A 23,302-nucleotide genomic window follows, 5' to 3' on the forward strand; every position below is an offset into this window, starting at 1 on the left:
TCTCCCAAAAAATAAAGGCGCCGCAGCGCCTTTAAAAGATAGTCTAATCAGCTAATTACTGATATTCGCTCATCGGTACGCAGGAGCAGAACAGGTTACGGTCGCCGTAAACATCGTCCAGACGCTTCACCGTCGGCCAGTATTTATTCGCCAGCCCTGCCGGGAACACCGCCAGCTCGCGGGTGTACGGATGGCTCCACTCGGCAACCAGCTCGCCCTGGGTGTGCGGCGCGTTCACCAGCGGGTTATCCGCCAGCGGCCACTCGCCCGCTTTCACGCGCTCGATTTCGCCGCGGATCGCCAGCATCGCCTCGATAAAGCGGTCCAGCTCAACCTTGCTTTCCGATTCGGTCGGCTCAACCATCAGCGTACCGGCAACCGGGAAGGACATGGTCGGCGCGTGGAAACCAAAGTCGATCAGACGCTTGGCAATGTCCAGCTCGCTGATGCCGGTCTCTTCTTTCAGCGGACGAATATCCAGAATACATTCGTGCGCCACGCGGCCGTCGCGGCCGGTATAGAGCACCGGGAAAGCCTCTTTCAGGCGCGTCGCGATGTAGTTAGCGTTGAGAATAGCCACCTGGCTGGCCTGCTTCAGCCCTTCCGCGCCCATCATGCGGATATACATCCAGCTGATAGGTAAAATGGAGGCGCTGCCGAACGGTGCCGCGGAAACCGCGCCCTGACGGGTCAGCATACCTTCAATTTGCACCACGCTGTGGCCCGGTACGAACGGAGCCAGGTGCGCCTTCACGCCGATTGGGCCCATGCCAGGGCCGCCGCCGCCGTGCGGAATGCAGAAGGTTTTGTGCAGGTTAAGGTGCGACACGTCCGCGCCGATAAAGCCCGGAGAGGTGATCCCCACCTGCGCATTCATGTTCGCGCCGTCGAGGTAAACCTGGCCGCCGAACTGATGCACAATCTCGCACACTTCGCGGATGGTCTCTTCATACACGCCGTGCGTCGACGGGTAGGTCACCATGATGCAGGAGAGATTTTCCCCCGCCTGCTCTGCCTTAAGACGCAGATCGGCGAGATCGATGTTACCGTTTTTATCACAGGCCACGACCACGACCTGCATCCCTGCCATCTGCGCGGATGCCGGGTTGGTACCGTGCGCCGAGCTTGGGATCAGGCAGATATCGCGATGGCCTTCATTGCGGCTCTCGTGGTAATGACGGATAGCCAGCAGGCCCGCATATTCACCCTGGGCGCCGGAGTTCGGCTGCATGCACACGGCGTCGTAGCCGGTCAGCTTCACCAGCCAGTCGGAGAGCTGGGCGATCATCTGATGATAACCTTCCGCCTGCTCTGCCGGGCAGAACGGGTGCAGCTCGGCAAACTCAGGCCAGGTGATCGGGATCATTTCCGCCGCGGCGTTGAGCTTCATGGTGCAGGATCCCAGCGGGATCATCGCCTGATTCAGCGCCAGATCTTTACGCTCCAGCGAGTGCATGTAGCGCATCATCTCGGTTTCGCTGTGGTAGCGATTGAATACCGGGTGGGTCAGGATCGCATCGTCGCGCAGCATGCTGGCCGGGATCGAACGGCTGTCGAGCGCAACGTCTTTGTCCAGGGTATCGATATCCAGCCCGTGCGCCTCGCCAACGATCGCGCGGAACAGGTTCAGCACGTCTTCGCGGGTGGTGGCTTCATCGAGGGTGATACCGACCGCGTTGTGAATGTCGCTGCGCAGGTTAATTTCCAGCGCCTCGGCGCGCGCCAGCACCGCCGCTTTATCGGCAACGTCAACGCAGAGGGTGTCAAAGTAGTGCGCGTGGCGCAGCTTGAGCCCTTTCTTCTGCAGGCCGTCGGCGAGAATATCCGTCAGGCGATGGATGCGGCTGGCGATACGCTTCAGGCCAGCCGGGCCGTGGAAGACCGCGTACAGGCTGGCGATGTTGGCCAGCAGCACCTGGGAAGTACAAATATTGGAGTTCGCTTTCTCGCGGCGGATATGCTGCTCGCGGGTCTGCATCGCCATGCGCAGCGCGGTGTTGCCGGCGGCATCTTTCGATACGCCGATAATACGGCCTGGCATGGAGCGTTTGAATTCATCTTTTGCCGCGAAGAAGGCCGCGTGCGGACCACCGTAGCCCATCGGCACGCCGAAACGCTGGGCGGAACCGAAGACGATATCGGCGCCCTGCTTGCCCGGCGCGGTCAGCAGCACCAGGGTCATAAAGTCGGCCGCCACGCTCACCACGACCTTGCGCGCTTTAAGCTCGGCAATCAGGCCTGCGTAATCGTGTACTTCACCGGTCGTACCGACCTGCTGCAGCAGCACGCCGAAAACGTCCTGATGATCGAGCGCTTTGTCCGCGTCATCGACGATAACGTCAAAGCCGAAGGTTTCCGCGCGAGTGCGGACCACGTCCAGCGTTTGCGGGTGCACGTCGGCAGCCACAAAGAAGCGGTTCGCGTTTTTGAGCTTGCTGACGCGCTTCGCCATCGCCATCGCTTCCGCGCCGGCGGTTGCTTCATCCAGCAGCGAGGCAGAGGCGATATCCAGCCCGGTCAGATCGAGCGTAACCTGCTGGAAGTTGAGCAGCGATTCGAGGCGACCCTGCGATACTTCCGGCTGATAAGGGGTATACGCGGTATACCAGCCCGGGTTTTCCAGCATATTGCGCTGAATAACCGGCGGCAGCTGCACGGCGGTGTAGCCCATGCCGATGTAAGACTTAAAGCGCTTGTTACGCCCGGCAATTGCCTTCAGCTCCGCGAGCGCGGCGAACTCCGTCGTCGCATCACCGACCTGCGGCGGCGTTGCCAGCTGAATATCCTGCGGCACAATCTGGCCAATCAGGGCGTTAAGCGAATCGGCGCCAACGGTATTCAGCATCTCCTGCTGTTGCTGAGCATCCGGACCGATGTGACGTTCAATAAAGGCGCCGCGGTTTTCAAGCTGACCTAAAGTCTGAGTCATGAGCGATGGTTCCTGAAACGTGCAGTGAATCGTAATTGTCTGACTGGTTTGCCCGGTTTTGCACGCATGCTCACCGGACCTTTCTACGCAAAACCGTTCACGCGGCTGGCAGTGACGCCAGCGGGCGGGTTAGCCGGGAAGCTAACCCGCCCGCCGCGTGAAGGATGAACGTAGTTACTCGTCTTCTAACAGCGCGGCATAAGCCGTCGCGTCCAGCAGCGCCGCGACCTGAGCTTCATCGCTGGCTTTGATTTTGAAGATCCAGCCGTCGGCGTACGGATCGCTGTTAATCAGCTCCGGGGAGTCGTTCAGCTCTTCGTTCACCGCCACGATCTCGCCGCTAATCGGAGCATAGATATCCGAGGCCGCTTTTACCGACTCCGCAACGGCGCAGTCATCGCCGGCTTCAACCGCCGCGCCGACTTCCGGCAGATCGACGAAAACCATATCGCCAAGCAGCTCCTGCGCGTGCTCGGTGATGCCAACGGTGTAGGTGCCGTCAGCCTCTTTGCGCAGCCATTCGTGTTCTTTACTGTATTTCAGTTCTGCTGGTACGTTGCTCATCAATTCATCTCCAAAAGGGGGAATCACGCAACGGCTTTGCCGTTACGCACAAAAACGGGTTTAGTCACTTTTACCGGCATTTCGCGGTTACGGATTTGTACGACAGCCGTTTCACCGATGCCCGCCGGTACGCGTGCCAGTGCAATACTGTAGCCCAGCGTCGGGGAGAACGTCCCGCTGGTGATAATGCCCTCTTGCTGATTACCATCAGCATCGGTAAAGCGCACCGGCAGACCGCCGCGCAGTACGCCCTTCTCGGTCATCACCAGACCAACCAGCTGCTCGGTGCCTTTTTCGCGCTGCAGCTCCAGCGCTTCACGACCGATAAAGTTGCGATCGGCAGGTTCCCAGGCGATGGTCCAGCCCATATTCGCCGCCAGCGGGGAGACGCCTTCGTCCATCTCCTGGCCATACAGATTCATCCCGGCTTCCAGGCGCAGCGTATCGCGCGCGCCGAGGCCGCAGGGCTTCACGCCCGCGTCCAGCAGGCTGCGCCAGAAATCTGCGGCCTGTTCTTTCGGCAGCGCAATCTCGTAGCCCGCTTCGCCGGTGTAGCCGGTGGTGGCGATAAATAAATCCCCCGCCTGTACGCCAAAGAACGGCTTCATGCCGGTAACGGCCTGGCGCTGCTGCTCGCTAAACAGGGTAGCGGCCTTCTCTTTCGCCTGCGGGCCCTGGACGGCGATCAGCGACAGATCGTCGCGCACGGTTATCTCCAGGCCATAGGATTCAGCCTGCTGGCCGATCCAGGCGAGGTCTTTTTCGCGCGTCGCGGAGTTAACAACAAGGCGGAAATAGTCTTCCGTCAGGAAATAGACAATCAGGTCATCGATAACGCCCGCCGAAGCGGTCAGCATTCCGCTGTATAGCGCTTTGCCAGGGACGGTGAGCTTCGCTACATCGTTAGCCAGCAGATAGCGCAGGAACTCGCGCACCCGGCTCCCGTGGAAATCGACGATGGTCATGTGCGAGACGTCGAACATGCCGGCATCGCTGCGCACCGCGTGGTGTTCATCAATCTGGGAACCGTAATGCAGCGGCATCATCCAGCCATGGAAGTCCACCATGCGAGCACCGCACAGCGTGTGTTGTTCATACAACGGAGTCTGTTGAGCCATCTTTTCCTCGTCAAATAAAACGGAACCAGCTACTTTTTTGCGGCGATTTCGCCCCGCGAAATCCGGCGTCGAGGCCCTTCGCTGGCGCCGACGCAAACGTTATCTTTTGCCTGAACTTACCACCGAAACCGGCGCTAAACCATAAGGTAAATCAGGACATCACATTAGCTTATGACCAAAACTCGCCGAAAACTCTACAGAATTATTGACTGGAAAAAAGCGATTAATGCCACATAAAATTAACATAACCGCCGAACAAAGCAGGTCATGATGGTATTTTATGCGAAAAAATGGGCCTATTTTCTTTAACAAAAAAAGACAGACATTAATAAAACTAATGCGAAAAAATGGGTGAGATTAGATTATTTCAAATGAGAGGGGAAAACCCGGCGCGAAGCCGGGTGAGAGAAGTGTGACGAGCTTAACGTAACCAGCCAGGAAGGTCGTTTAGCCCCATCGCCTGACGAATCAGCTGCGGCTTGACGCCCGGCAGCGTATCGGCAAGCTTGAGACCGATATCGCGCAGCAGCTTCTTCGCCGGATGGCTGCCGGCAAACATTTCGCGAAAGCCCTGCATTCCCGCCAGCATCAGCGCGGCGCTGTGCTTGCGGCTGCGCTCATAGCGGCGGAGATACAGATGCTGGCCGATATCCTTGCCCTGAGCGTGCAGGCGCCTGAGCTCATCGATAAGCTCTGCGGCATCCATAAAGCCCAGGTTCACTCCCTGCCCGGCCAGCGGGTGGATAGTGTGGGCCGCGTCGCCAACCAGCGCCAGACGATGGGCGGCAAACTGCCGCGCGTAGCGGCCGGTCAGCGGGAAAACTTCGCGCTCGCTCTCAATCTGGCACAGGCCAAGGCGATTATCGAAGGCGATATTCAGCGCCTGATTAAACGTCGCCTCGTCCGCCTGCTGCATCTGCTCCGCTTCCTGCGGCGGTAGCGACCAGACGATCGAGCACAGGTGCGGATCGCTGAGCGGCAGGAAGGCGAGGATACCGTCGCCGTGGAAGGCCTGGCGTGCGATGGCCCGATGCGGCTCCGCGGTGCGGATGGTGGCCACCAGCGCGTGATGGCGATAGTCCCAGAAGGTCAGCGGAATATCGGCCTTGTTGCGCAACCACGAGTTGGCGCCGTCGGCGCCGACCACCAGCCGGGCGGTGAGCATGCTGCCGTCCTGCAGGCTAAGGAAGGCTTCGTTCTCCCCCCATGCGACCTGCTGCAGCTGCGCCGGGGCCAGCAGCGTAACGTCAGAGCAGCGCTGCGCCTTTTGCCACAGCGCGTGGTGAACGACCGCATTTTCAATAATGTGTCCGAGGTGACTGAAGCCCAGACTTTGGTCATCAAAGCTGATGTGGCCAAAGCTGTCTTTATCCCACACTTCCATCCCGTGATAGCAGCTGGCGCGGCGGGCGATAATTGCTGGCCAGACGTCAAGCTTGCTCAGGAGCTTCTCGCTGGCGGCGTTAATCGCGGAGACCCGCAGCGCTGGCCGCGCATCGGCGCTCAGCGGCTGTGGCTCAGCCTGCTCAAGGACGGCGACGCGCAGCCCGCTGCCCTGCAATCCGCAGGCAACCGCCAGCCCCACCATGCCACCGCCCACAATGGCAACATCAACACTTTGCACGTTCAACTCCTTAACGGGGGACCCAACCGAGGGTACGCTGCGCCAGCGCATCGCGCGCCGGAGTAAATAATTCCATCGCCATCAGGCCAAGGTTGCGCCCCGCAACCAGCGGCGCCCAACGGTTGGCAAACAGATGAACCAGGCCATCGGTCACGCCGATAGTCGCGGACTTATCATCCGCTCGCCGCGCCTGATACTGCTCAAGCAAGGCGTAATCGCCGGGATCGCGCCCGCCGGCCTCGGCCACAATTTCAGCCAGGCTCATCACATCGCGCAGGCCGAGGTTAAACCCCTGCCCGGCAATGGGATGCAGCGTCTGCGCCGCGTTGCCGACCAGCGCCAGGCGATGGGAAACGGCGCGGCTGGCGGTGGTTAACGCCAGCGGATAAACGCTGCGCGCCCCGGCGTGGGTAATCCGCCCCAGCCGCCAGCCAAACGCCTGCTGCAGCTCGTGGCAAAAACGTTCGTCCGACCAGCTCAGGATGTCGTCATAGCGGGACTGAGGGTGGCACCACACCAGCGAACAGCGGCCCTGCGACATCGGCAGCATCGCCAGGGGACCGTGCTCGGTAAACCGCTCAAAGGCGCGCCCCTCGTGGGGCAAAGCGGTGCTGACGTTGGCAATAATCGCCAGCTGTTGGTAGGGCTGCTGCTGCCAGCTGATACCGCAGCGGGCGCCGATCGTCGAGCGCGATCCGTCCGCCGCCACCAGCAGCCTGCCGTCGATAGTTTCACCGCTGTCCAGGGTGATGCTGACGCCCTCCTCCCGGCGGCTGACGTTCTCTACTTTTGCCGGACAGTGCAGGGTAATACCCGGCGCCTCGCGCAGTTGCGCAAACAGGCGCTGGCCAATATCGTGCAGCTCAACGACCTGGCCCAGCGCTGCCAGGCCATAGTCCTGAGCATCCAGCGTGACGAACCCCGCGTGGCCGCGGTCGCTGACGTGCACGCGCTGGATCGGCGTCGCGCAGTCGGCGATCTCCTGCCAGATACCGACGCGCGCCAGCTGCTGGCAGGTGCCTGCCGCCAGCGCAATCGCCCTGGCGTCAAATCCTGGATGCTTCGATGATTCCGGCGCCGCCGCTTCTACCAGATGGACCGGCAGCGCGCCGTCGGTCAGCCGGGAGATAGCCAGGGCCAGGGTCGCGCCGGTCATTCCGCCGCCAACGATCAGCACGCTCATGAGCGTCGCGCCGCCGCCATCAGCGCTTCGATATCGTCAGCGCGTTTCACCACCCCGGCGGTGAGATTTTCATTGCCGTCAGCGGTTATCACAATATCGTCTTCGATGCGGATACCGATACCGCGATACTGCGACGGCACGTCGGCATCGGTGGCGATGTACAGGCCTGGCTCAACGGTCAGCACCATGCCCGGCTCGAGGATACGCGAACGCTCGGCGTCGTAGCGGCCGACATCATGTACATCCAGCCCCAGCCAGTGGCTCAGACCGTGCATAAAGAACGGGCGGTGCGCATTGCTGGCGAGCAGCTCTTCGACATCCCCTTTAAGGATGCCGAGGCGCACCAGGCCAACGATCATTATCCGCACAACTTCCTGATTAACCTCCTGAATAGAGGTGCCAGGGCGGTAGAGCGTCAGCGCGGTTTCCAGCGATTCGAGGACAATGTCATAAATCTCGCGCTGGGCCGGGCTAAATTTGCCGTTAACCGGGAAGGTGCGGGTAATATCGCCCGCATAGCCGCGGTATTCGCAGCCGGCATCGATCAGCACCAGATCGCCATCGCGCAGCTCGCACTCGTTTTCGGTGTAATGCAGAATGCAGCCGTTGTCGCCGCCGCCAACGATGGTGTTATAGGAAGGGAAGCGGGCGCCGTGACGGTTGAATTCGTGAAGGATTTCGCCCTCCAGCTGGTATTCGTACATCCCCGGCTGACACTTTTCCATCGCCCGGGTGTGGGCCAGGGCGGAGATCTCTCCGGCACGGCGCAGCACCTCAAGCTCTTCTGGCGATTTGAACAGGCGCATCTCATGCACTATCGGCCGCCAGTCGATGACGGAGTTTGGCGCCTGCAGGTTCTGGCGCGAGCCCTTACGCAGCTTCTCCAGCGCCGTGAAGACGATTTTATCGGCGTAGGCATATTCGCCCTGCGCAAAATAGATGGCGTCAAGGCCGTTCAGCAGCTGGAACAGCTGTTGGTTAATTTCGCTGAACGCCAGGGCGCGGTCGACGCCGAGCTTCGCGGGCGCGGCCTCCTGCCCAAGGCGACGGCCGAACCAGATCTCTGCCGTCAGATCGCGGACGCGGTTAAACAGCACGCTATGGTTATGGGTGTCGTTGCTTTTAATCAGCACCAGCAAGGCTTCAGGCTCATTGAAGCCGGTGAAGTACCAAAAATCGCTGTTCTGCCGGTAGGGATATTCTGAATCTGCGCTGCGTACCGCTTCCGGTGCGGCGAAAATGAGCGCCGCGCTGCCCGGCTGCATCTGCGCTAACAGCGCCTGGCGACGAGAAAGAAATTCCTGCTGTGTCATGACGCCCCCTCAACAAATTGTAATTAGTGTAGTGTCGGCTTGCGTACTTCTGGTGCGGTTGGCTGCTGGCGCGAGAAGTTTTCGTGGCACAGCAGCGCGGCAACGCGTACGTACTCGATAATCTCTTCTAACGACATCTCCAGCTCTTCCTGGTCTTCGTCTTCGTCGTAGCCCAGCTGCGCAATGTTGCGCAGATCGTCGATGGCTTCGCCGGTTTCATCTTTGACCTTATCCAGCTTGGGCTGAGTCACACCAAGGCCTAGCAGGAAGTGGTTAACCCAACCGGCCAGCGCATCGGCGCGTTCAAACACGGTCACGTTCTCCCCTTCCGGCAGATAGAGCTGGAACAGAAAGCCATCGTCTTCCAGCGAGTCGCTGGTCGCGGAATGCATGTTGCGCAGAGACTGCGCCAGCTCGTGGCCGAATGCGAGACCTTCGTTCGTCAGGTCGTGCACCAGCGGCTGCCAGCTGCTGTCTTTATTACCGCCGCACAGGATCCCGCTGATCAAACCGTGCATTTCGGCCGGGGTTAAGCCCACGCCCTGTTGGTTCAGTAACTGGTCTACGGCGTTGTAACCAGGCATTTCGTTCTGTATAGACATGCGCATTCGTCATCGTTGGGAGGAATATTCATGATATGCTACCACTTTGGACCCTGGTGAACCAGAATAGGGCTTGTACCTTCGCATCAGGGTAGCTATAGTGTCGCCCCTTCGTAGCCCCGGGTATGGGCGTGAAGGCCGCGCAGTCAATCAGCAGGAAGGTGGCATGTCTGCACAACCCGTCGATCTCCAAATTTTTGGCCGTTCACTTCGCGTGAATTGCCCGCCTGAACAAAGGGATGCCTTGAGTCAGGCAGCTGATGACCTGAATCAGCGGTTGCAAGATTTAAAAGAACGCACTAGAGTCACAAATACTGAGCAGCTGGTCTTCATCGCCGCGTTGAACATCAGCTATGAGTTAACTCAGGAAAAAGCGAAAACCCGCGACTACGCCTCCAGTATGGAACAGCGTATTCGGATGCTTCAGCAGACCATCGAACAAGCGTTGCTTGAGCAAGGTCGCATAAGCGAAAGAACCGGGCCAAAGTTTGAATAACACTTTGCAATTAACTGTGTTAGAGTAATCGCAAGAACAAAATTTCTCTGAGATGTTTGCAAGCGGGCCAGTCCCCTGAGCCGATATTTCATACCACAAGAATGTGGCGCTCCACGGTTGGTGAGCATGCTCGGTTCGTCCGAGAAGCCTTAAAACTGTGACGACGCATTCACCTTGAACCAAGGGTTCAAGGGTTACAGCCTGCGGCGGCATCTCGGAGATTCCCTTCTTTTAGCGCTTCATTCGCACCACTTCACATTCAGCATTACACCTACTCTGTATTACACTACGCCTACATGCATAACCGGCTCACGTCGTGACGTGATAATGCCAGATCAGGCGATCTTTCATGACCCAAATTTCTGATACTCGCTCAACCCGACAGCAGCTCCGCCAGCACATCCGCCAGCTTCGACGCACGCTGACGCCTGAACAGCAGGCCAGTTTTGCCGCGCTGGGTGCGAACCGCATGATGGCCTATCCGCCTGTGACCCTCGCGCGAACCGTGGCGCTGTTTCTTTCCTTCGATGGCGAGCTGGATACCCGACCGCTGATTGAGCAGCTGTGGCGGGCGGGAAAACGCGTCTATCTCCCCGTGCTCCACCCTTTCAGTCCGGGAAACCTGCTGTTTTTACACTACCATCCGCAAAGCGAACTGGTGGTAAACCGCCTGAAAATTCACGAGCCAAAGCTCGACGTGCGCGACGTGCTGCCGCTGTCGCAGCTGGATGTGCTGATTACGCCGCTGGTGGCCTTTGATGCGCTCGGCCAGCGTCTGGGAATGGGCGGGGGATTTTACGACAGGACGCTGCAAAACTGGCGCCAGTATCCTCTGCAGCCCGTCGGCTATGCCCACGATTGCCAGCAGGTTGACGTACTGCCGACGGAGCAGTGGGATATCCCGCTGCCCGCGGTGATCACGCCCTCAAAGCTGTGGCAGTGGGCGTAGGTTATTGGTAGCCGAGCGTCTTCAGCTGCCGGTTATGCCGGCCGCTTAGCAGGAAGAGAGTCGCCAGCGATCCCAGCAGCGCACAGAACATATCCGACTGGGTGTCCCACGGGTCGCCCTGGGTGCCGAGAAAATCGTCCGCCCCCTGCCCCATCGCCAGCGCCGCCCACCATTCAATCAGCTCGTAGGTCGCGCTGATGGCCAGCGCGATGCAGCACACCAAAAATGACAGCATCTTGCGCCCGCGGACGTAAGCGCCGCGAATAAGGATTTCCCGCGCCGCCAGCGCCGGCACCAGCCCCTGAAAAAAGTGGCCGAGCTTATCGTACGGATTGCGGCTTAGGTTAAGCCACGCCTGCACGTCAAAACCAATCGGCACTTTGGCATAGGTATACATCCCGCCGACCATCAGAATGATGGCGTGAAAGAAGATAAGCGTGTACAGGAGCGGGGTGAGCGGATAGCGCGAACGCGTTGCCAGCAGCAGCGGAACGATGATAATGACCGGCGTCACTTCCATCAGCCACGTCAGGCGGTCGTGAGTTCCCCATCCCGTCCATGCAAGGATCAGCAGCAGGAGGAGAACGCCGGTATTCAGTAGTGATTTATGCATAGGTTAAAGGGATCCCCGCAGGGATCCTCGATATGAATCAGAACAACAGACGCGCGCGGATAGTGCCCGGGATCGCCTTCATTGCCAGCAGTGCCTGCTGCGCCACATCCTCTTCGGCTTCAATATCGATAACCACATAGCCCATCTGCGGGGTGGTTTGTAGATACTGCGCCGCGATGTTGATGCTCTGAGCGGCAAAGATCTGGTTGATGGCGGTCAGTACGCCAGGACGGTTTTCGTGGATATGCAGCAGACGGCGGCCGCCGTGCAGCGGCAGCGACACTTCCGGGAAGTTAACCGCGGAAAGGGTTGAGCCGTTGTCGGAGTACTTCGCCAGCTTGCCCGCCACTTCCAGACCGATATTTTCCTGCGCTTCCTGGGTAGAACCCCCGATATGCGGCGTCAGGATCACGTTGTCGAACTCGCACAGCGGCGAGGTGAACGGATCGCTGTTGGTGGCCGGTTCGGTCGGGAAGACGTCAATGGCCGCGCCCGCCAGGTGCTTGCTCGCCAGCGCATCGCAGAGGGCCGGGATATCGACCACGGTACCGCGAGAGGCGTTGATCAGCAGCGCACCAGGCTTCATCAGCGCCAGCTCTTCCGCACCCATCATATTTTTGGTGGAGGCATTTTCCGGCACGTGCAGGCTCACCACGTCGCTCATGTTCAGCAGGTCGGAGAGATGCTGCACCTGAGTGGCGTTACCAAGCGTAAGTTTACTTTCAATATCATAGAAATAGACGTGCATCCCCAGCGATTCGGCCAGAATGCCCAGCTGCGTACCGATATGGCCGTAGCCGATAATACCGAGCTTTTTGCCGCGCGCTTCAAAGCTGCCAACCGCCAGTTTGTTCCACACGCCGCGGTGCGCTTTGGCGTTAGCTTCAGGGACGCCGCGCAGCATCAGCAGCAGCTCGCCAATGACCAGTTCGGCAACGGAGCGGGTGTTAGAAAACGGGGCGTTAAAGACGGGGATACCGCGTTTGGCTGCCGCGTTCAAATCGACCTGGTTAGTACCGATACAGAAGCAGCCAACGGCGACCAGCTTTTCTGCAGCAGCGAAAATCTCTTCCGTCAGATGAGTACGGGAGCGCAGGCCAATGAAATGGGCATCACGGATCGATGCTTTCAGCGCTTCGCTATCGAGCGCGCCTTTGTGAAATTCAATGTTGGTATAGCCTGCAGCGCGGAGGTTATCCACCGCCTTTTGATGCACACCTTCAACCAGCAGAAACTTAATCTTGTCTTTTTCCAGTGATACCTTAGCCATTTCCCCGTCCTGTTTTTGTCTTATCTGATGTCGTGTGGAACGACACTTCATCCCAGCAACATATCAAAAAAAACTATCGCAGCAATATGAACGTTTGCGTCGACGTCCTGAAGAAATATCACACAGAGGGAAATAGCAGGACAAAAAACCAGAAAGGGAAAGAAAGGTAGATTGTTACTCAGGCTAGTTGCATAAATGTGACAGAAGTCACCAAATTCAGCCTGGAGAAAAAATATTTGCGAGGGAGCGATTCGCTCCCTCCGAACGGATTATTTTACGATGGTTTTAACACCATCGGCGGTGCCGATCAGCGCGACATCGGCGCCACGGTTGGCGAACAGACCCACCGTCACGACGCCAGGAATACCGTTAATGGCATTTTCCAGCGCGATAGCGTCGAGGATCTCGAGGCCGAAAACATCGAGAATGACGTTACCGTTGTCGGTAATCACGCCCTGACGGTACTCCGGGCGGCCGCCCAGCTTCACCAGCTCACGCGCCACGGCGCTACGAGCCATAGGAATAACTTCTACCGGCAGCGGGAATTTGCCGAGGATATCGACCTGCTTTGAGGCGTCGGCGATGCAGATAAACTTGTCCGCGACCGAGGCGATAATCTTCTCGCGGGTCAGCGCCGCGCCGCCGCCTTTAATCATCTGCATATGGCCGTTGATCTCATCCGCACCGTCCACGTAAATACCTAAACGGTCGACGCTATTGAGATCGAAAACCGGAATGCCCAGGCCCTTCAGCTTTTCGGTGGAGGCATCGGAGCTGGAAACCGCCCCCTCAATCTGCCCTTTCATTGTGCCCAGTGCATCAATAAAATGCGCGGCCGTGGAGCCGGTGCCGACACCCACGATGGTGCCCGGCTGAACATACTGCAATGCCGCCCAGCCTACTGCTTTCTTCAGTTCATCTTGCGTCATGATTATGGTCCGAGATGTGAATACCTGAGGCGCATTATAGAACATCAGGGGTGTTATTGTCCCTGCGACGGGGATCACACAACTGAGCAGACTATTTTCGTCTTCATCAAAAAGAAATTTATGTCATAGTGCAAGTTAATGAAAAGTTATGGGGGTACGCCAGAGCAATGAAACGACCGGACTACAGAACACTACAAGCGCTGGACGCGGTGATAAGAGAACGTGGGTTTGAGCGCGCCGCGCAGAAGCTATGCATTACACAGTCCGCCGTCTCTCAGCGTATTAAACAGCTGGAAAACATGTTCGGCCAGCCGCTGCTGGTGCGTACCGTACCGCCGCGTCCTACCGAGCAGGGGCAGAAGCTGCTGGCCCTGCTGCGCCAGGTTGAGCTACTGGAAGAGGAGTGGCTGGGCGATGAGCAAACCGGCTCGACGCCGCTGCTGCTGTCGCTGGCGGTGAACGCCGACAGCCTGGCGACCTGGCTGCTGCCGGCGCTCTCCAGCGTGCTTTCCGACTCCCCTATTCGCCTGAATCTGCAGGTGGAAGACGAAACCCGCACCCAGGAGCGCCTGCGCCGCGGTGAGGTGGTCGGGGCGGTCAGTATCCAGCCGCAGGCGCTGCCAAGCTGCCTGGTCGATCAGCTCGGGGCGCTGGACTACCTGTTTGTCGCCTCGAAAGAGTTTGCGCAACGCTATTTTCCCAACGGCGTAACCCGCTCGGCGCTGCTCAAAGCGCCGGTAGTCGCCTTCGATCATCTCGACGACATGCATCAGGCGTTTTTGCAGCAGAACTTCGATCTGCCGCCGGGCAGCGTGCCTTGCCATATCGTTAACTCATCGGAAGCCTTTGTGCAGCTCGCCCGTCAGGGCACCACCTGCTGTATGATCCCGCATCTGCAGATCGAAAAGGAGCTCAACAGCGGCGAGCTTATCGATTTGACGCCGGGCCTGTTCCAGCGCCGGATGCTCTACTGGCATCGCTTCGCGCCGGAAAGCCGGATGATGCGCCGGGTCACCGATGCGCTGATTGCCTACGGGCACAAGGTGCTGCGCCAGGACTAAACTTCAGGCATAAAAAAAGCCCCTTCAGCTGAAGGGGCTTTTTTGCATCTGGCTTACTGCGCCGCTGCGGCCGGTTTCTCCGGCGCCGCCGGTTGAGCCGGCTGGGTTGGCTGCAGCTCAAAGACCACATCCACCTGATCGTCAAACTGGATTGTCGCCTGCTCGTAGGTTTCCTGGGCGGAAACCGGCGCGGCATCGGCGGCTTTCATCATGCGCACCATCGGGCTCGGCTGATAGTTCGAGACGTGGTAGCGCACGCTATAAACCGGGCCCAGCTTGCCGTGGAAGCCGGCAGCCAGCTCCTGCGCCTGGTGCACGGCGTCATCGATGGCCGCCTTGCGCGCCTTATCTTTGTAGGCATCCGGTTGCGCAACGCCCAAGGATACCGAGCGAACTTCGTTCAGGCCGGCCTTCAGCGCGCCGTCCAGCAGGCCGTTAAGCTTGTCCAGCTGGCGCAACGTCACTTCGACGGTGCGCACGGCGCGGTAGCCCTTCAGGATGCTTTTACCGTTCTGGTAATCATAGTCAGGCTGGGTGCGCAGGTTCGCGGAGTTGATATCCTTCTTGGCAATGCCGTTCTTTTCGAGGAAAGAGAGGTATTGCGCAACGCGATCGTCGGCCTGCTTTTTCGCCGATGCGGCGTCTTTCGCGGCCACGTTGACTTCAATTGCCAGGGTCGCAATATCGGGCGCCGCAGCAACGCTGGCGGTACCCGAGGTCACAATGTGGGGGCCATTTGGCAATTCATTTGCCTGAGCTGCCATTGAGCTGAATCCGATTGCTGCCGCCAGGGCCATGAGCTTTAACTTCACTGTCGTTTCTCCATCTACATTGGTCGCCCATATACGGACGCATGCCAGCAAGCTTAACGCGTATAAGCGAAAAGTCCATCGGACTAAGCCTGGTTGACCAGCGCCTGTACGTGTAAAAAGCCATCTTTCGCCAGCTGGACGGCGATCAGCCACATCACCAGGCCAACCAGCACGTTAATGATCCGCTGCGCCCGGGCGGTGCGCAAACGCGGCGCCAGCCAGGCCGCCAGCAGGGCCAGGCCGAAGAACCACAGGAAAGAGGCGCTGATGGTACCGAGCGCAAACCAGCGTTTCGGCTCAACCGCCAGCTGCCCGCCCAGGCTGCCGAGCACCACGAAGGTATCGAGGTAGACGTGCGGGTTGAGCCAGGTGACCGCCAGCATGGTGACAATAATTTTCCAGCGCCCCTGCTTCATCACCTCCGCGCTCGCCAGTTCCAGATTGTCGCTAAAAGCCGTTTTCAGCGCGCCGAAACCGTACCACAGCAGGAAGGCCACGCCGCCCCAGGTGACCAGCGCCAGCAGCCACGGCGACTGCATCAGCAGCGCGCTGCCGCCAAAAATACCGGCGCAGATCAGCAGCAGATCGCTAATCGCGCACAGCAGCGCAATCATCAGATGATACTGGCGGCGAATGCCCTGATTCATCACAAACGCATTCTGCGGACCGAGCGGCAAAATCATAGCCGCTCCCAGGGCAAGCCCCTGAAAGTAATACGATAACATAGTGGTTTTTCCGATGAGGTCGTTAATGCAGGGGAATATAGCGCGAACAAATCATTAGAGGAAATTGATAATATTAATCATTAATAAGCGATACTAATAGTCGCGTTCTGCTAAAGGCCAGCGGGTGCTGGCCTTTATCGACTGCGGGCGCTGAACTACTCCGCCTGCTCCTGCGGACGGATCACGTGCACGTCCATCTGCGGGTACGGGAAGCTGATACCGTTGGCATCAAAGTCGCGCTTGATGCGTTCCAGAACATCCCAGTAAACGCTTTGCAGATCGCTGCTCTGGCTCCAGACGCGGATAACGTAGTTAACCGACGACGCGCCCAGCTCGTTCAGGCGTACGGTCCTTTCACGATCTTTCAGGATGCGCTCGTCGGATTCGATAATATTGGTCAGCAGCTGCTTCACCTTATCGATATCGGCATCGTAGGCGACGCCAATAATAAATTCGTTGCGGCGAACCGGTTCACGCGAAAAGTTAATGATGTTACCGGCGATGATTTTACCGTTCGGGATCACTACGATTTTGCCATCGGCCGTGCGCATGGTGGTGGAGAAAATCTGCACGTTCAGCACGGTACCGGCCACGCCGCCGAGATCGACGTATTCACCCGCGCGGAACGGACGGAACATCACCAGCAGCACGCCGGCGGCGAGGTTGGACAGCGAGCCCTGCAGCGCCAGACCAACGGCTAAACCGGCGGCACCGAGCACGGCGATCACCGACGCCGTCTGCACGCCGACGCGGCCTAAGGCGGCAATCAGGGTAAAGGCGATAACGGCGTAGCGCACCAGCGCGGAAAGAAAATCGGCAACGGTGGCATCAATCTTACGCGCCAGCATCAGACGATTAACCGTGTTCGACACCATGCGCGCCACGATCATCCCGACGATAATAATCGCGATTGCCGCGACGATGTTGACGGCATAGCTCAGGAGCAGCTCCTGATTACGCACCAGCCACGAGCTGGCGTTGTGTATGCTATCGGCAACGTTCAAATCTTCCATTTAACATTCCTTATAAATACCCGGGCGGGAAATAAAAACCAGGCCTGCAAAACGGCAGGTAGGTTAAGGGTAAACAATATGCGCCTGTTTTGCCAAGTCGATCACAGTTTCCCCCTGGTATATCCTTTTGCCTGGAAACGAAAAAGCCCGCAGTTAAGCGGGCTTCAGGGCAAGAAACAGAATTTTCTTACAGAACGTCGATCGCGTTCAGCTCTTTAAATGCCTGCTCCAGACGAGTCACCATGGACGTCTGAGCAGCGCGCAGCCATACGCGCGGATCGTAGTATTTCTTGTTCGGCTGGTCTTCGCCTTTCGGGTTGCCCAGCTGGCCCTGCAGGTAAGCTTCGTTAGTTTTGTAGTACTGCAGGATACCGTCCCAGGTTGCCCATTGGGTATCGGTATCGATGTTCATTTTGATCACGCCGTAGCTTACGGAGTCTTTGATTTCCTGAGCAGAAGAACCGGAACCGCCGTGGAAGACGAAGTTCAGGCTGTTGTGCGGCAGGTTATGTTTCTTAGAAACATATTCCTGAGAGTCGCGCAGGATAGTCGGGGTCAGAACCACGTTGCCCGGCTTGTACACGCCGTGTACGTTACCGAAGGAAGCAGCGATGGTGAAACGCGGGCTGATCTTGCTCAGTTCAGTGTACGCGTAATCAACGTCTTCCGGCTGGGTGTACAGCGCAGAAGCGTCCATGTGGCTGTTGTCCACGCCGTCTTCTTCGCCACCGGTGCAGCCCAGTTCGATTTCCAGAGTCATGTCCATTTTGGCCATGCGCGCCAGATACTTAGAGCAGATCTCGATGTTTTCGTGCAGGGACTCTTCGGACAGGTCAATCATGTGAGAAGAGAACAGCGGTTTGCCGTGAGCGGCGAAGTGTTTTTCACCGGCGTCCAGCAGGCCGTCGATCCACGGCAGCAGTTTCTTAGCGCAGTGGTCGGTGTGCAGAATAACCGGCACGCCGTAGTGTTCAGCCATCTGGTGAACGTGATGTGCACCGGAGATAGCGCCGAGGATTGCCGCACCCTGAGGAACGTCGGTTTTAACCGCTTTACCCGCGATGAACGCCGCGCCGCCGTTAGAGAACTGAACGATAACCGGAGATTTAGCTTTTGCAGCTGCTTCCAGAACGGCGTTGATGGAGTCAGTACCCACACAGTTAACCGCTGGCAGTGCGAAGTTATTCTCTTTAGCTACCTGGAACACTTTCTGAACGTCATCACCAGTGATCACGCCAGGTTTTACAAAATCAAAAATTTTAGACATGTTACGTAGTCCTGTATCTTCGGCCGTTTCTGCTCGTCACAATTCGTGCTGCCGGTGCGTTGGCTTTCCTCGCTTACCGCCGCCGCTAACTTGCGTAAGCCGCCGGGGTTCGCCGTGTCGCTGCCTTCCGGCAGCGCGAATTATTTAGAGCGACAATTGAATAGAATTTGAAAAACAGGCGGTGTTACCCGCCTGTACAAACTTACTTCTTAGCGCGCTCTTCGAGCATTGCTACTGCTGGCAGTACTTTACCTTCCACGAATTCGAGGAACGCGCCGCCGCCAGTAGAGATGTAGGAAATTTTGTCCGAGATGCCAAACAGGTCAATTGCAGCCAGGGTATCGCCGCCGCCTGCAATGGAGAACGCTTCGCTGTCGGCGATGGCGTTAGCCACGATTTCAGTGCCTTTACGGAAGTTCGGGAACTCAAACACGCCAACCGGGCCGTTCCACAGAATGGTTTTGGCATTTTTAAGGATATCAGCCAGCTTCTGTGCAGAAACGTCGCCGAGGTCCAGAATCTGCTCTTCATCTTTGATGTCGTTAACAGATTTCAGGGTTGCGGTCGCCGTTTCGGAGAATTCAGTCGCCACGCGAACGTCGGTCGGAACCGGGATATCGCAGGTCGTCAGCAGGCGCTTAGCTTCGTCAACCAGGTCAGCTTCGTACAGGGATTTGCCCACGTTGTGGCCCTGCGCGGCAACGAAGGTGTTGGCAATGCCGCCACCGACAATCAGCTGGTCAGCGATTTTAGACAGGGAGTCCAGAACGGTCAGCTTGGTGGAAACTTTAGAACCACCGACGATGGCAACCATCGGGCGAGCCGGCTCTTTCAGCGCTTTACCCAGCGCGTCCAGCTCTTCAGCCAGCAGCGGGCCGGCGCAGGCTACGTCGGCAAATTTACCGATACCGTGGGTAGAAGCCTGGGCACGGTGGGCAGTACCGAATGCATCCATAACGAATACGTCGCACAGCGCGGCGTATTTTTTAGACAGCGCTTCGTCGTCTTTCTTTTCGCCTTTGTTGAAGCGAACGTTTTCCAGAACAACCAGTTCACCGGCGGCAACTTCAACGCCGTCCAGGTAATCTTTAACCAGACGTACCGGGTTGGACAGCTTGTCTTTCAGGTAATTAACAACCGGCAGCAGAGAGAATTCTTCGTTGTACTCGCCTTCGGTCGGACGACCCAGGTGAGAAGTGACCATCACTTTAGCGCCCTGCTTCAGAGCCAGCTCAATGGTCGGCAGAGAAGCACGAATACGCGCGTCGCTGGTTACTTTACCGTCTTTAACTGGTACGTTCAGATCGGCACGGATAAAAACGCGTTTACCAGCCAGATCCAGATCGGTCATCTTAATTACAGACATGGTGAATCCTCTCGTTGATTCATAAAGTTTTGCAAGCGCTCACGCACTTTACCTGAAACCTTGAGCGGCCATCGCTAACGTCGTGTCGAGCATCCGGTTAGCAAAGCCCCATTCGTTATCGCACCAGACCAACGTTTTGATCAAATGCGCCCCACTCACCCGCGTCTGGGTGCCATCAACGATGGCGCTGTGCGGATCGTGGTTAAAATCTGTCGAGACTAACGGTAATTCCGTATAGTCAACTATACCATGAAATGTTCCCTGCGCTGCTTTTTGCAGCAACTGGTTGACTTCACTAGCCTTTACCGGTTTTTTCACCGTCACGCTCAGGTCGATCGCCGTCACATTTATCGTCGGTACGCGAACCGCAATCGCTTCAAAACGGTCGTTAAACTGAGGGAAAATACGTGCGATCCCCGCCGCAAGTTTAGTATCAACCGGAATAATTGACTGACTGGCCGCACGCGTACGGCGTAAATCCGGATGATAGGCGTCTATAACCTGCTGATCGTGCATGGCGGAGTGGATCGTTGTTACCGTCCCTGACTCAATGCCGTAGGCATCATCTAACAGCTTAATGACCGGAATAATGCAGTTGGTGGTGCAGGAGGCGTTGGAGACAATACGGTGCTCTGCACGTAGCTCATCATGGTTAACGCCGAACACGACGGTGGCATCGAGATCGTTACCGCCGGGATGCGAAAAGATAACCTTCTTCGCGCCAGCCTGAAGATGGGCTTCGCCATGCTCACGGCTGCCGTAAACCCCGGTACAATCCAGTACGATATCCACCGCCAGCTCCTGCCAGGGTAGCGCCTCTATCGAAGCTTCGTGCAGCAGGCGAATGACGTCATCGCCAACGTAAAGCTGCTCCCGCTCCTGGCGAACATCCCAGGCAAAGCGCCCATGGCTGGTGTCATATTTCAATAAGTGCGCAATGCCCGCAGCATCCGCCAGCTCGTTGATTGCCACCACGGTAATTTCCGCACGACGCCCGGATTCATATAAAGCACGAACCACGTTGCGTCCTATGCGACCGAAGCCATTAATCGCAATGCGTATGGTCATAGGTCTCCTGCAAGGTTATCCCTGATGTGAAGTGGCTGACAGAGTAATCCAGCAACGCCCGGAGGGAAACCTTACCCGTCGCAAACTGCGACTGATTGATTAATTGTCGAACATTTAGACGACTGAAACGCTTCAGCTAGAATAAGCCAAACGCGGAATAAAAGGAATGCTTGTCCAGTACGAGAAGCGTGTAATCTGACATACATCACATTTTCACTGGAATAATATGCAGCCTCGTGACAACCATCGGGAATAACAGCAACAAAAAAGCCGGGCGTTAGCCCGGCTCATTCTTCTGATGCCTTCGCGAAGCGCGTTGCTCAGAACTACAGCAGCGCTTTCGCCTTAGCGACCACGTTCTCAACGGTGAAGCCGAACTCTTCGAACAGCAGCTCAGCCGGCGCAGACTCGCCGAAGCTGGTCATACCGACGATGGCGCCGTTCAGACCCACGTATTTGAACCAGTAGTCAGCGATACCCGCTTCCACGGCCACGCGAGCCGAAACCGCTTTCGGCAGCACCGATTCACGGTACGCCGCATCCTGCTTGTCGAAGGCATCGGTGGACGGCATGGAGACCACGCGCGCCTTCACCCCTTCTGCAGACAGCTGGTCCCACGCGGCAACCGCCAGCTCAACTTCTGAACCGGTGGCAATGAAGATCAGCTCCGGCTGGCCGGCACAATCCTTCAGCACGTAGCCGCCGCGGGCAACGTTCGCCAGCTGCTCCGCCGTACGCTCCTGCTGCGCCAGGTTCTGACGTGACAGGATCAGCGCCGTCGGGCCGTCGTGACGCTCAACGCCGTATTTCCACGCAATCGCCGATTCCACCTGGTCACACGGACGCCATGTGCTCATGTTCGGCGTCACGCGCAGGGAAGCCACCTGCTCGACCGGCTGGTGCGTCGGGCCGTCTTCGCCCAGACCGATGGAGTCGTGGGTGTAGACCATCACCTGACGCTGCTTCATCAGCGCCGCCATACGTACCGCGTTACGCGCGTACTCCACGAACATCAGGAAGGTAGAGGTGTACGGCAGGAAACCGCCGTGCAGGGAGATACCGTTGGCAATCGCGGTCATCCCGAACTCACGCACGCCGTAGTGGATGTAGTTCCCGGCGGTGTCTTCGTTAATCGCCTTCGAGCCGGACCAGATGGTCAGGTTGGACGGCGCCAGGTCAGCCGAGCCGCCGAGGAATTCAGGCAGCAGCGGGCCAAAGGCTTCAATCGCATTCTGCGACGCTTTACGGCTGGCGATTTTCGCCGGGTTAGCCTGCAGTTTCGCGATGAATTCGTTCGCTTTCGCGTCGAAGTCAGCCGGCATTTCACCCTTCATGCGGCGGGTATACTCGGCGGCTTCCTGCGGGAAGGCTTTCGCATAAGCAGCGAACTTCTCGTTCCACGCTGCTTCTTTAGCCTGACCGGCTTCTTTCGCATCCCACTGCGCGTAGATGTCAGACGGGATTTCAAACGCCGGGTGGGTCCAGCCCAGGGCCTCGCGGGTCAGCGCGATTTCCGCGTCGCCCAGCGGCGCGCCGTGGGAGTCGTGGGTGCCCTGTTTGTTCGGCGAACCGAAGCCGATGATGGTTTTGCACATCAGCAGGGACGGCTTGTCGGTCACCGCACGCGCTTCTTCTACCGCGCGTTTGATGGCCTCAGCGTCATGGCCGTCAACGCCGCGCACCACGTGCCAGCCGTAGGCTTCGAAACGTTTAGCGGTATCGTCGGTGAACCAGCCTTCAACGTGACCGTCGATGGAGATGCCGTTGTCGTCATAGAACGCCACCAGCTTGCCCAGCTTCAGGGTACCGGCCAGGGAGCACACTTCGTGAGAAATGCCTTCCATCATGCAGCCGTCGCCCATGAAGGCGTAGGTGAAGTGGTCAACGATATCGTGGCCCGGACGGTTGAACTGCGCCGCCAGGGTTTTTTCAGCAATCGCCATCCCGACCGCGTTGGCAATCCCCTGGCCCAGCGGGCCGGTGGTGGTTTCAACGCCGGCGGTGTAGCCAACTTCCGGGTGGCCCGGGGTTCTGGAGTGCAGCTGACGGAAGTTTTTCAGTTCTTCAATCGGCAGATCATAACCGGTGAGATGCAGCAGGCTGTAAATCAGCATTGAGCCGTGGCCGTTGGAGAGCACGAAACGGTCGCGATCGGCCCAGGCCGGGTTGTTCGGGTTATGATTCAGGAAATCACGCCACAGGACTTCGGCAATGTCAGCCATACCCATCGGGGCACCCGGGTGGCCGGATTTGGCTTTCTGTACCGCGTCCATGCTCAGCGCACGAATAGCGTTAGCAAGCTCTTTACGTGAGGACATTTTGACTCCAGTTCGGACTGTTGAAGGCCATACCCTTAACGACTTGACGACAGCGCGTTTTGGGCTACGCCGGAAAAAAGTG

General features: G+C 57.9%; 20 protein-coding genes and 1 other RNA gene. 4 read left to right on the forward strand and 17 right to left on the reverse strand.

Annotated features, from left to right (window positions below):
- Positions 1-55: 55 nt before the first annotated feature.
- The 7 genes from gcvP to RTE01_RS17510 all read right to left on the reverse strand — a co-directional run bounded on the left by gcvP (position 56) and on the right by RTE01_RS17510 (position 9,333).
- Positions 56-2,929 carry an aminomethyl-transferring glycine dehydrogenase gene (gcvP, locus tag RTE01_RS17480; RefSeq protein ID WP_076948133.1) on the reverse strand — a complete coding sequence of 958 codons (2,874 nt, stop codon included), beginning with the start codon at positions 2,927-2,929 and terminating at the stop codon, positions 56-58.
- A 174-nt stretch (positions 2,930-3,103) separates the two neighbouring features.
- The gene (gcvH, locus tag RTE01_RS17485; RefSeq protein WP_041147156.1) at positions 3,104-3,493 is read right to left on the reverse strand and encodes a glycine cleavage system protein GcvH; all 390 of its coding nucleotides are present in this window, start codon (positions 3,491-3,493) and stop codon (positions 3,104-3,106) included.
- Between the two features lie 23 nt (positions 3,494-3,516).
- A complete protein-coding gene (gene gcvT / locus RTE01_RS17490) occupies positions 3,517-4,611 on the reverse strand; it encodes a glycine cleavage system aminomethyltransferase GcvT (RefSeq protein WP_141335218.1) in 1,095 nt (364 codons plus the stop codon).
- Between the two features lie 421 nt (positions 4,612-5,032).
- Positions 5,033-6,235: an FAD-dependent 2-octaprenylphenol hydroxylase gene (gene ubiI, locus RTE01_RS17495; protein ID WP_041147158.1), complete on the reverse strand. Its 1,203-nt coding sequence runs from the start codon at positions 6,233-6,235 to the stop codon at positions 5,033-5,035.
- A 10-nt stretch (positions 6,236-6,245) separates the two neighbouring features.
- Positions 6,246-7,418, reverse strand: coding sequence for a 2-octaprenyl-6-methoxyphenyl hydroxylase (gene ubiH, locus RTE01_RS17500; protein ID WP_134527732.1), 1,173 nt, complete (start codon positions 7,416-7,418; stop codon positions 6,246-6,248).
- Positions 7,415-8,731, reverse strand: a complete 1,317-nt coding sequence (gene pepP, locus RTE01_RS17505) for a Xaa-Pro aminopeptidase (protein WP_076948137.1) — start codon at positions 8,729-8,731, stop codon at positions 7,415-7,417. The genes ubiH and pepP overlap by 4 nt, the downstream gene beginning before the upstream one ends.
- A 23-nt stretch (positions 8,732-8,754) precedes the next feature.
- The gene (locus RTE01_RS17510) at positions 8,755-9,333 is read right to left on the reverse strand and encodes a YecA/YgfB family protein (protein ID WP_123551966.1); all 579 of its coding nucleotides are present in this window, start codon (positions 9,331-9,333) and stop codon (positions 8,755-8,757) included.
- A gap of 166 nt (positions 9,334-9,499) precedes the next feature.
- On the opposite strand from RTE01_RS17510, the gene zapA reads away from it, so the two are divergent.
- The 3 genes from zapA (at position 9,500) to RTE01_RS17525 (ending at position 10,778) form a co-directional block, all read left to right on the forward strand.
- Complete coding sequence (zapA, locus tag RTE01_RS17515; protein WP_041147162.1) at positions 9,500-9,829, forward strand: cell division protein ZapA; 330 nt, start codon at positions 9,500-9,502, stop codon at positions 9,827-9,829.
- Between the two features lie 41 nt (positions 9,830-9,870).
- A non-coding RNA gene (gene ssrS, locus RTE01_RS17520) (6S RNA) lies at positions 9,871-10,054 on the forward strand.
- A gap of 124 nt (positions 10,055-10,178) precedes the next feature.
- Entirely contained in the window at positions 10,179-10,778 is a 600-nt protein-coding gene (locus tag RTE01_RS17525) for a 5-formyltetrahydrofolate cyclo-ligase (protein ID WP_134527735.1), read from the forward strand.
- A gap of 1 nt (position 10,779) precedes the next feature.
- Here the strand turns inward: RTE01_RS17525 and RTE01_RS17530 are convergent, their stop codons facing one another.
- The 3 genes from RTE01_RS17530 to rpiA all read right to left on the reverse strand — a co-directional run bounded on the left by RTE01_RS17530 (position 10,780) and on the right by rpiA (position 13,590).
- Positions 10,780-11,391: a DUF2238 domain-containing protein gene (locus RTE01_RS17530; protein ID WP_115191908.1), complete on the reverse strand. Its 612-nt coding sequence runs from the start codon at positions 11,389-11,391 to the stop codon at positions 10,780-10,782.
- 37 nt (positions 11,392-11,428) lie between these two features.
- A complete protein-coding gene (serA, locus tag RTE01_RS17535) occupies positions 11,429-12,661 on the reverse strand; it encodes a phosphoglycerate dehydrogenase (RefSeq protein WP_041147165.1) in 1,233 nt (410 codons plus the stop codon).
- 269 nt (positions 12,662-12,930) lie between these two features.
- Complete coding sequence (gene rpiA / locus RTE01_RS17540; RefSeq protein WP_041147166.1) at positions 12,931-13,590, reverse strand: ribose-5-phosphate isomerase RpiA; 660 nt, start codon at positions 13,588-13,590, stop codon at positions 12,931-12,933.
- A 167-nt stretch (positions 13,591-13,757) separates the two neighbouring features.
- Here rpiA and argP point away from each other — a divergent pair, with 167 nt between their 5' ends.
- A complete protein-coding gene (gene argP, locus RTE01_RS17545) occupies positions 13,758-14,651 on the forward strand; it encodes a DNA-binding transcriptional regulator ArgP (RefSeq protein ID WP_041147167.1) in 894 nt (297 codons plus the stop codon).
- A 53-nt stretch (positions 14,652-14,704) separates the two neighbouring features.
- Here argP and RTE01_RS17550 read toward each other — a convergent pair whose 3' ends face one another.
- The 7 genes from RTE01_RS17550 to tkt all read right to left on the reverse strand — a co-directional run bounded on the left by RTE01_RS17550 (position 14,705) and on the right by tkt (position 23,220).
- Complete coding sequence (locus RTE01_RS17550) at positions 14,705-15,463, reverse strand: oxidative stress defense protein (protein WP_041147168.1); 759 nt, start codon at positions 15,461-15,463, stop codon at positions 14,705-14,707.
- 83 nt (positions 15,464-15,546) lie between these two features.
- Entirely contained in the window at positions 15,547-16,188 is a 642-nt protein-coding gene (gene argO, locus RTE01_RS17555) for an arginine exporter ArgO (RefSeq protein WP_041147169.1), read from the reverse strand.
- Between the two features lie 155 nt (positions 16,189-16,343).
- The gene (mscS, locus tag RTE01_RS17560) at positions 16,344-17,201 is read right to left on the reverse strand and encodes a small-conductance mechanosensitive channel MscS (protein ID WP_041147170.1); all 858 of its coding nucleotides are present in this window, start codon (positions 17,199-17,201) and stop codon (positions 16,344-16,346) included.
- Between the two features lie 187 nt (positions 17,202-17,388).
- Positions 17,389-18,468: a class II fructose-bisphosphate aldolase gene (gene fbaA, locus RTE01_RS17565; protein ID WP_041147171.1), complete on the reverse strand. Its 1,080-nt coding sequence runs from the start codon at positions 18,466-18,468 to the stop codon at positions 17,389-17,391.
- 202 nt (positions 18,469-18,670) lie between these two features.
- On the reverse strand, positions 18,671-19,834 hold the full coding sequence (gene pgk, locus RTE01_RS17570; protein ID WP_041147172.1) for a phosphoglycerate kinase: 1,164 nt from the start codon (positions 19,832-19,834) through the stop codon (positions 18,671-18,673).
- A 48-nt stretch (positions 19,835-19,882) separates the two neighbouring features.
- Complete coding sequence (gene epd / locus RTE01_RS17575; RefSeq protein ID WP_041147173.1) at positions 19,883-20,902, reverse strand: erythrose-4-phosphate dehydrogenase; 1,020 nt, start codon at positions 20,900-20,902, stop codon at positions 19,883-19,885.
- 326 nt (positions 20,903-21,228) lie between these two features.
- Entirely contained in the window at positions 21,229-23,220 is a 1,992-nt protein-coding gene (tkt, locus tag RTE01_RS17580) for a transketolase (protein ID WP_041147174.1), read from the reverse strand.
- Positions 23,221-23,302 lie beyond the last annotated feature (82 nt).

The sequence above is a fragment of the Klebsiella terrigena genome, from assembly GCF_006539725.1.
GTDB classification, from domain to species: domain Bacteria; phylum Pseudomonadota; class Gammaproteobacteria; order Enterobacterales; family Enterobacteriaceae; genus Klebsiella; species Klebsiella terrigena.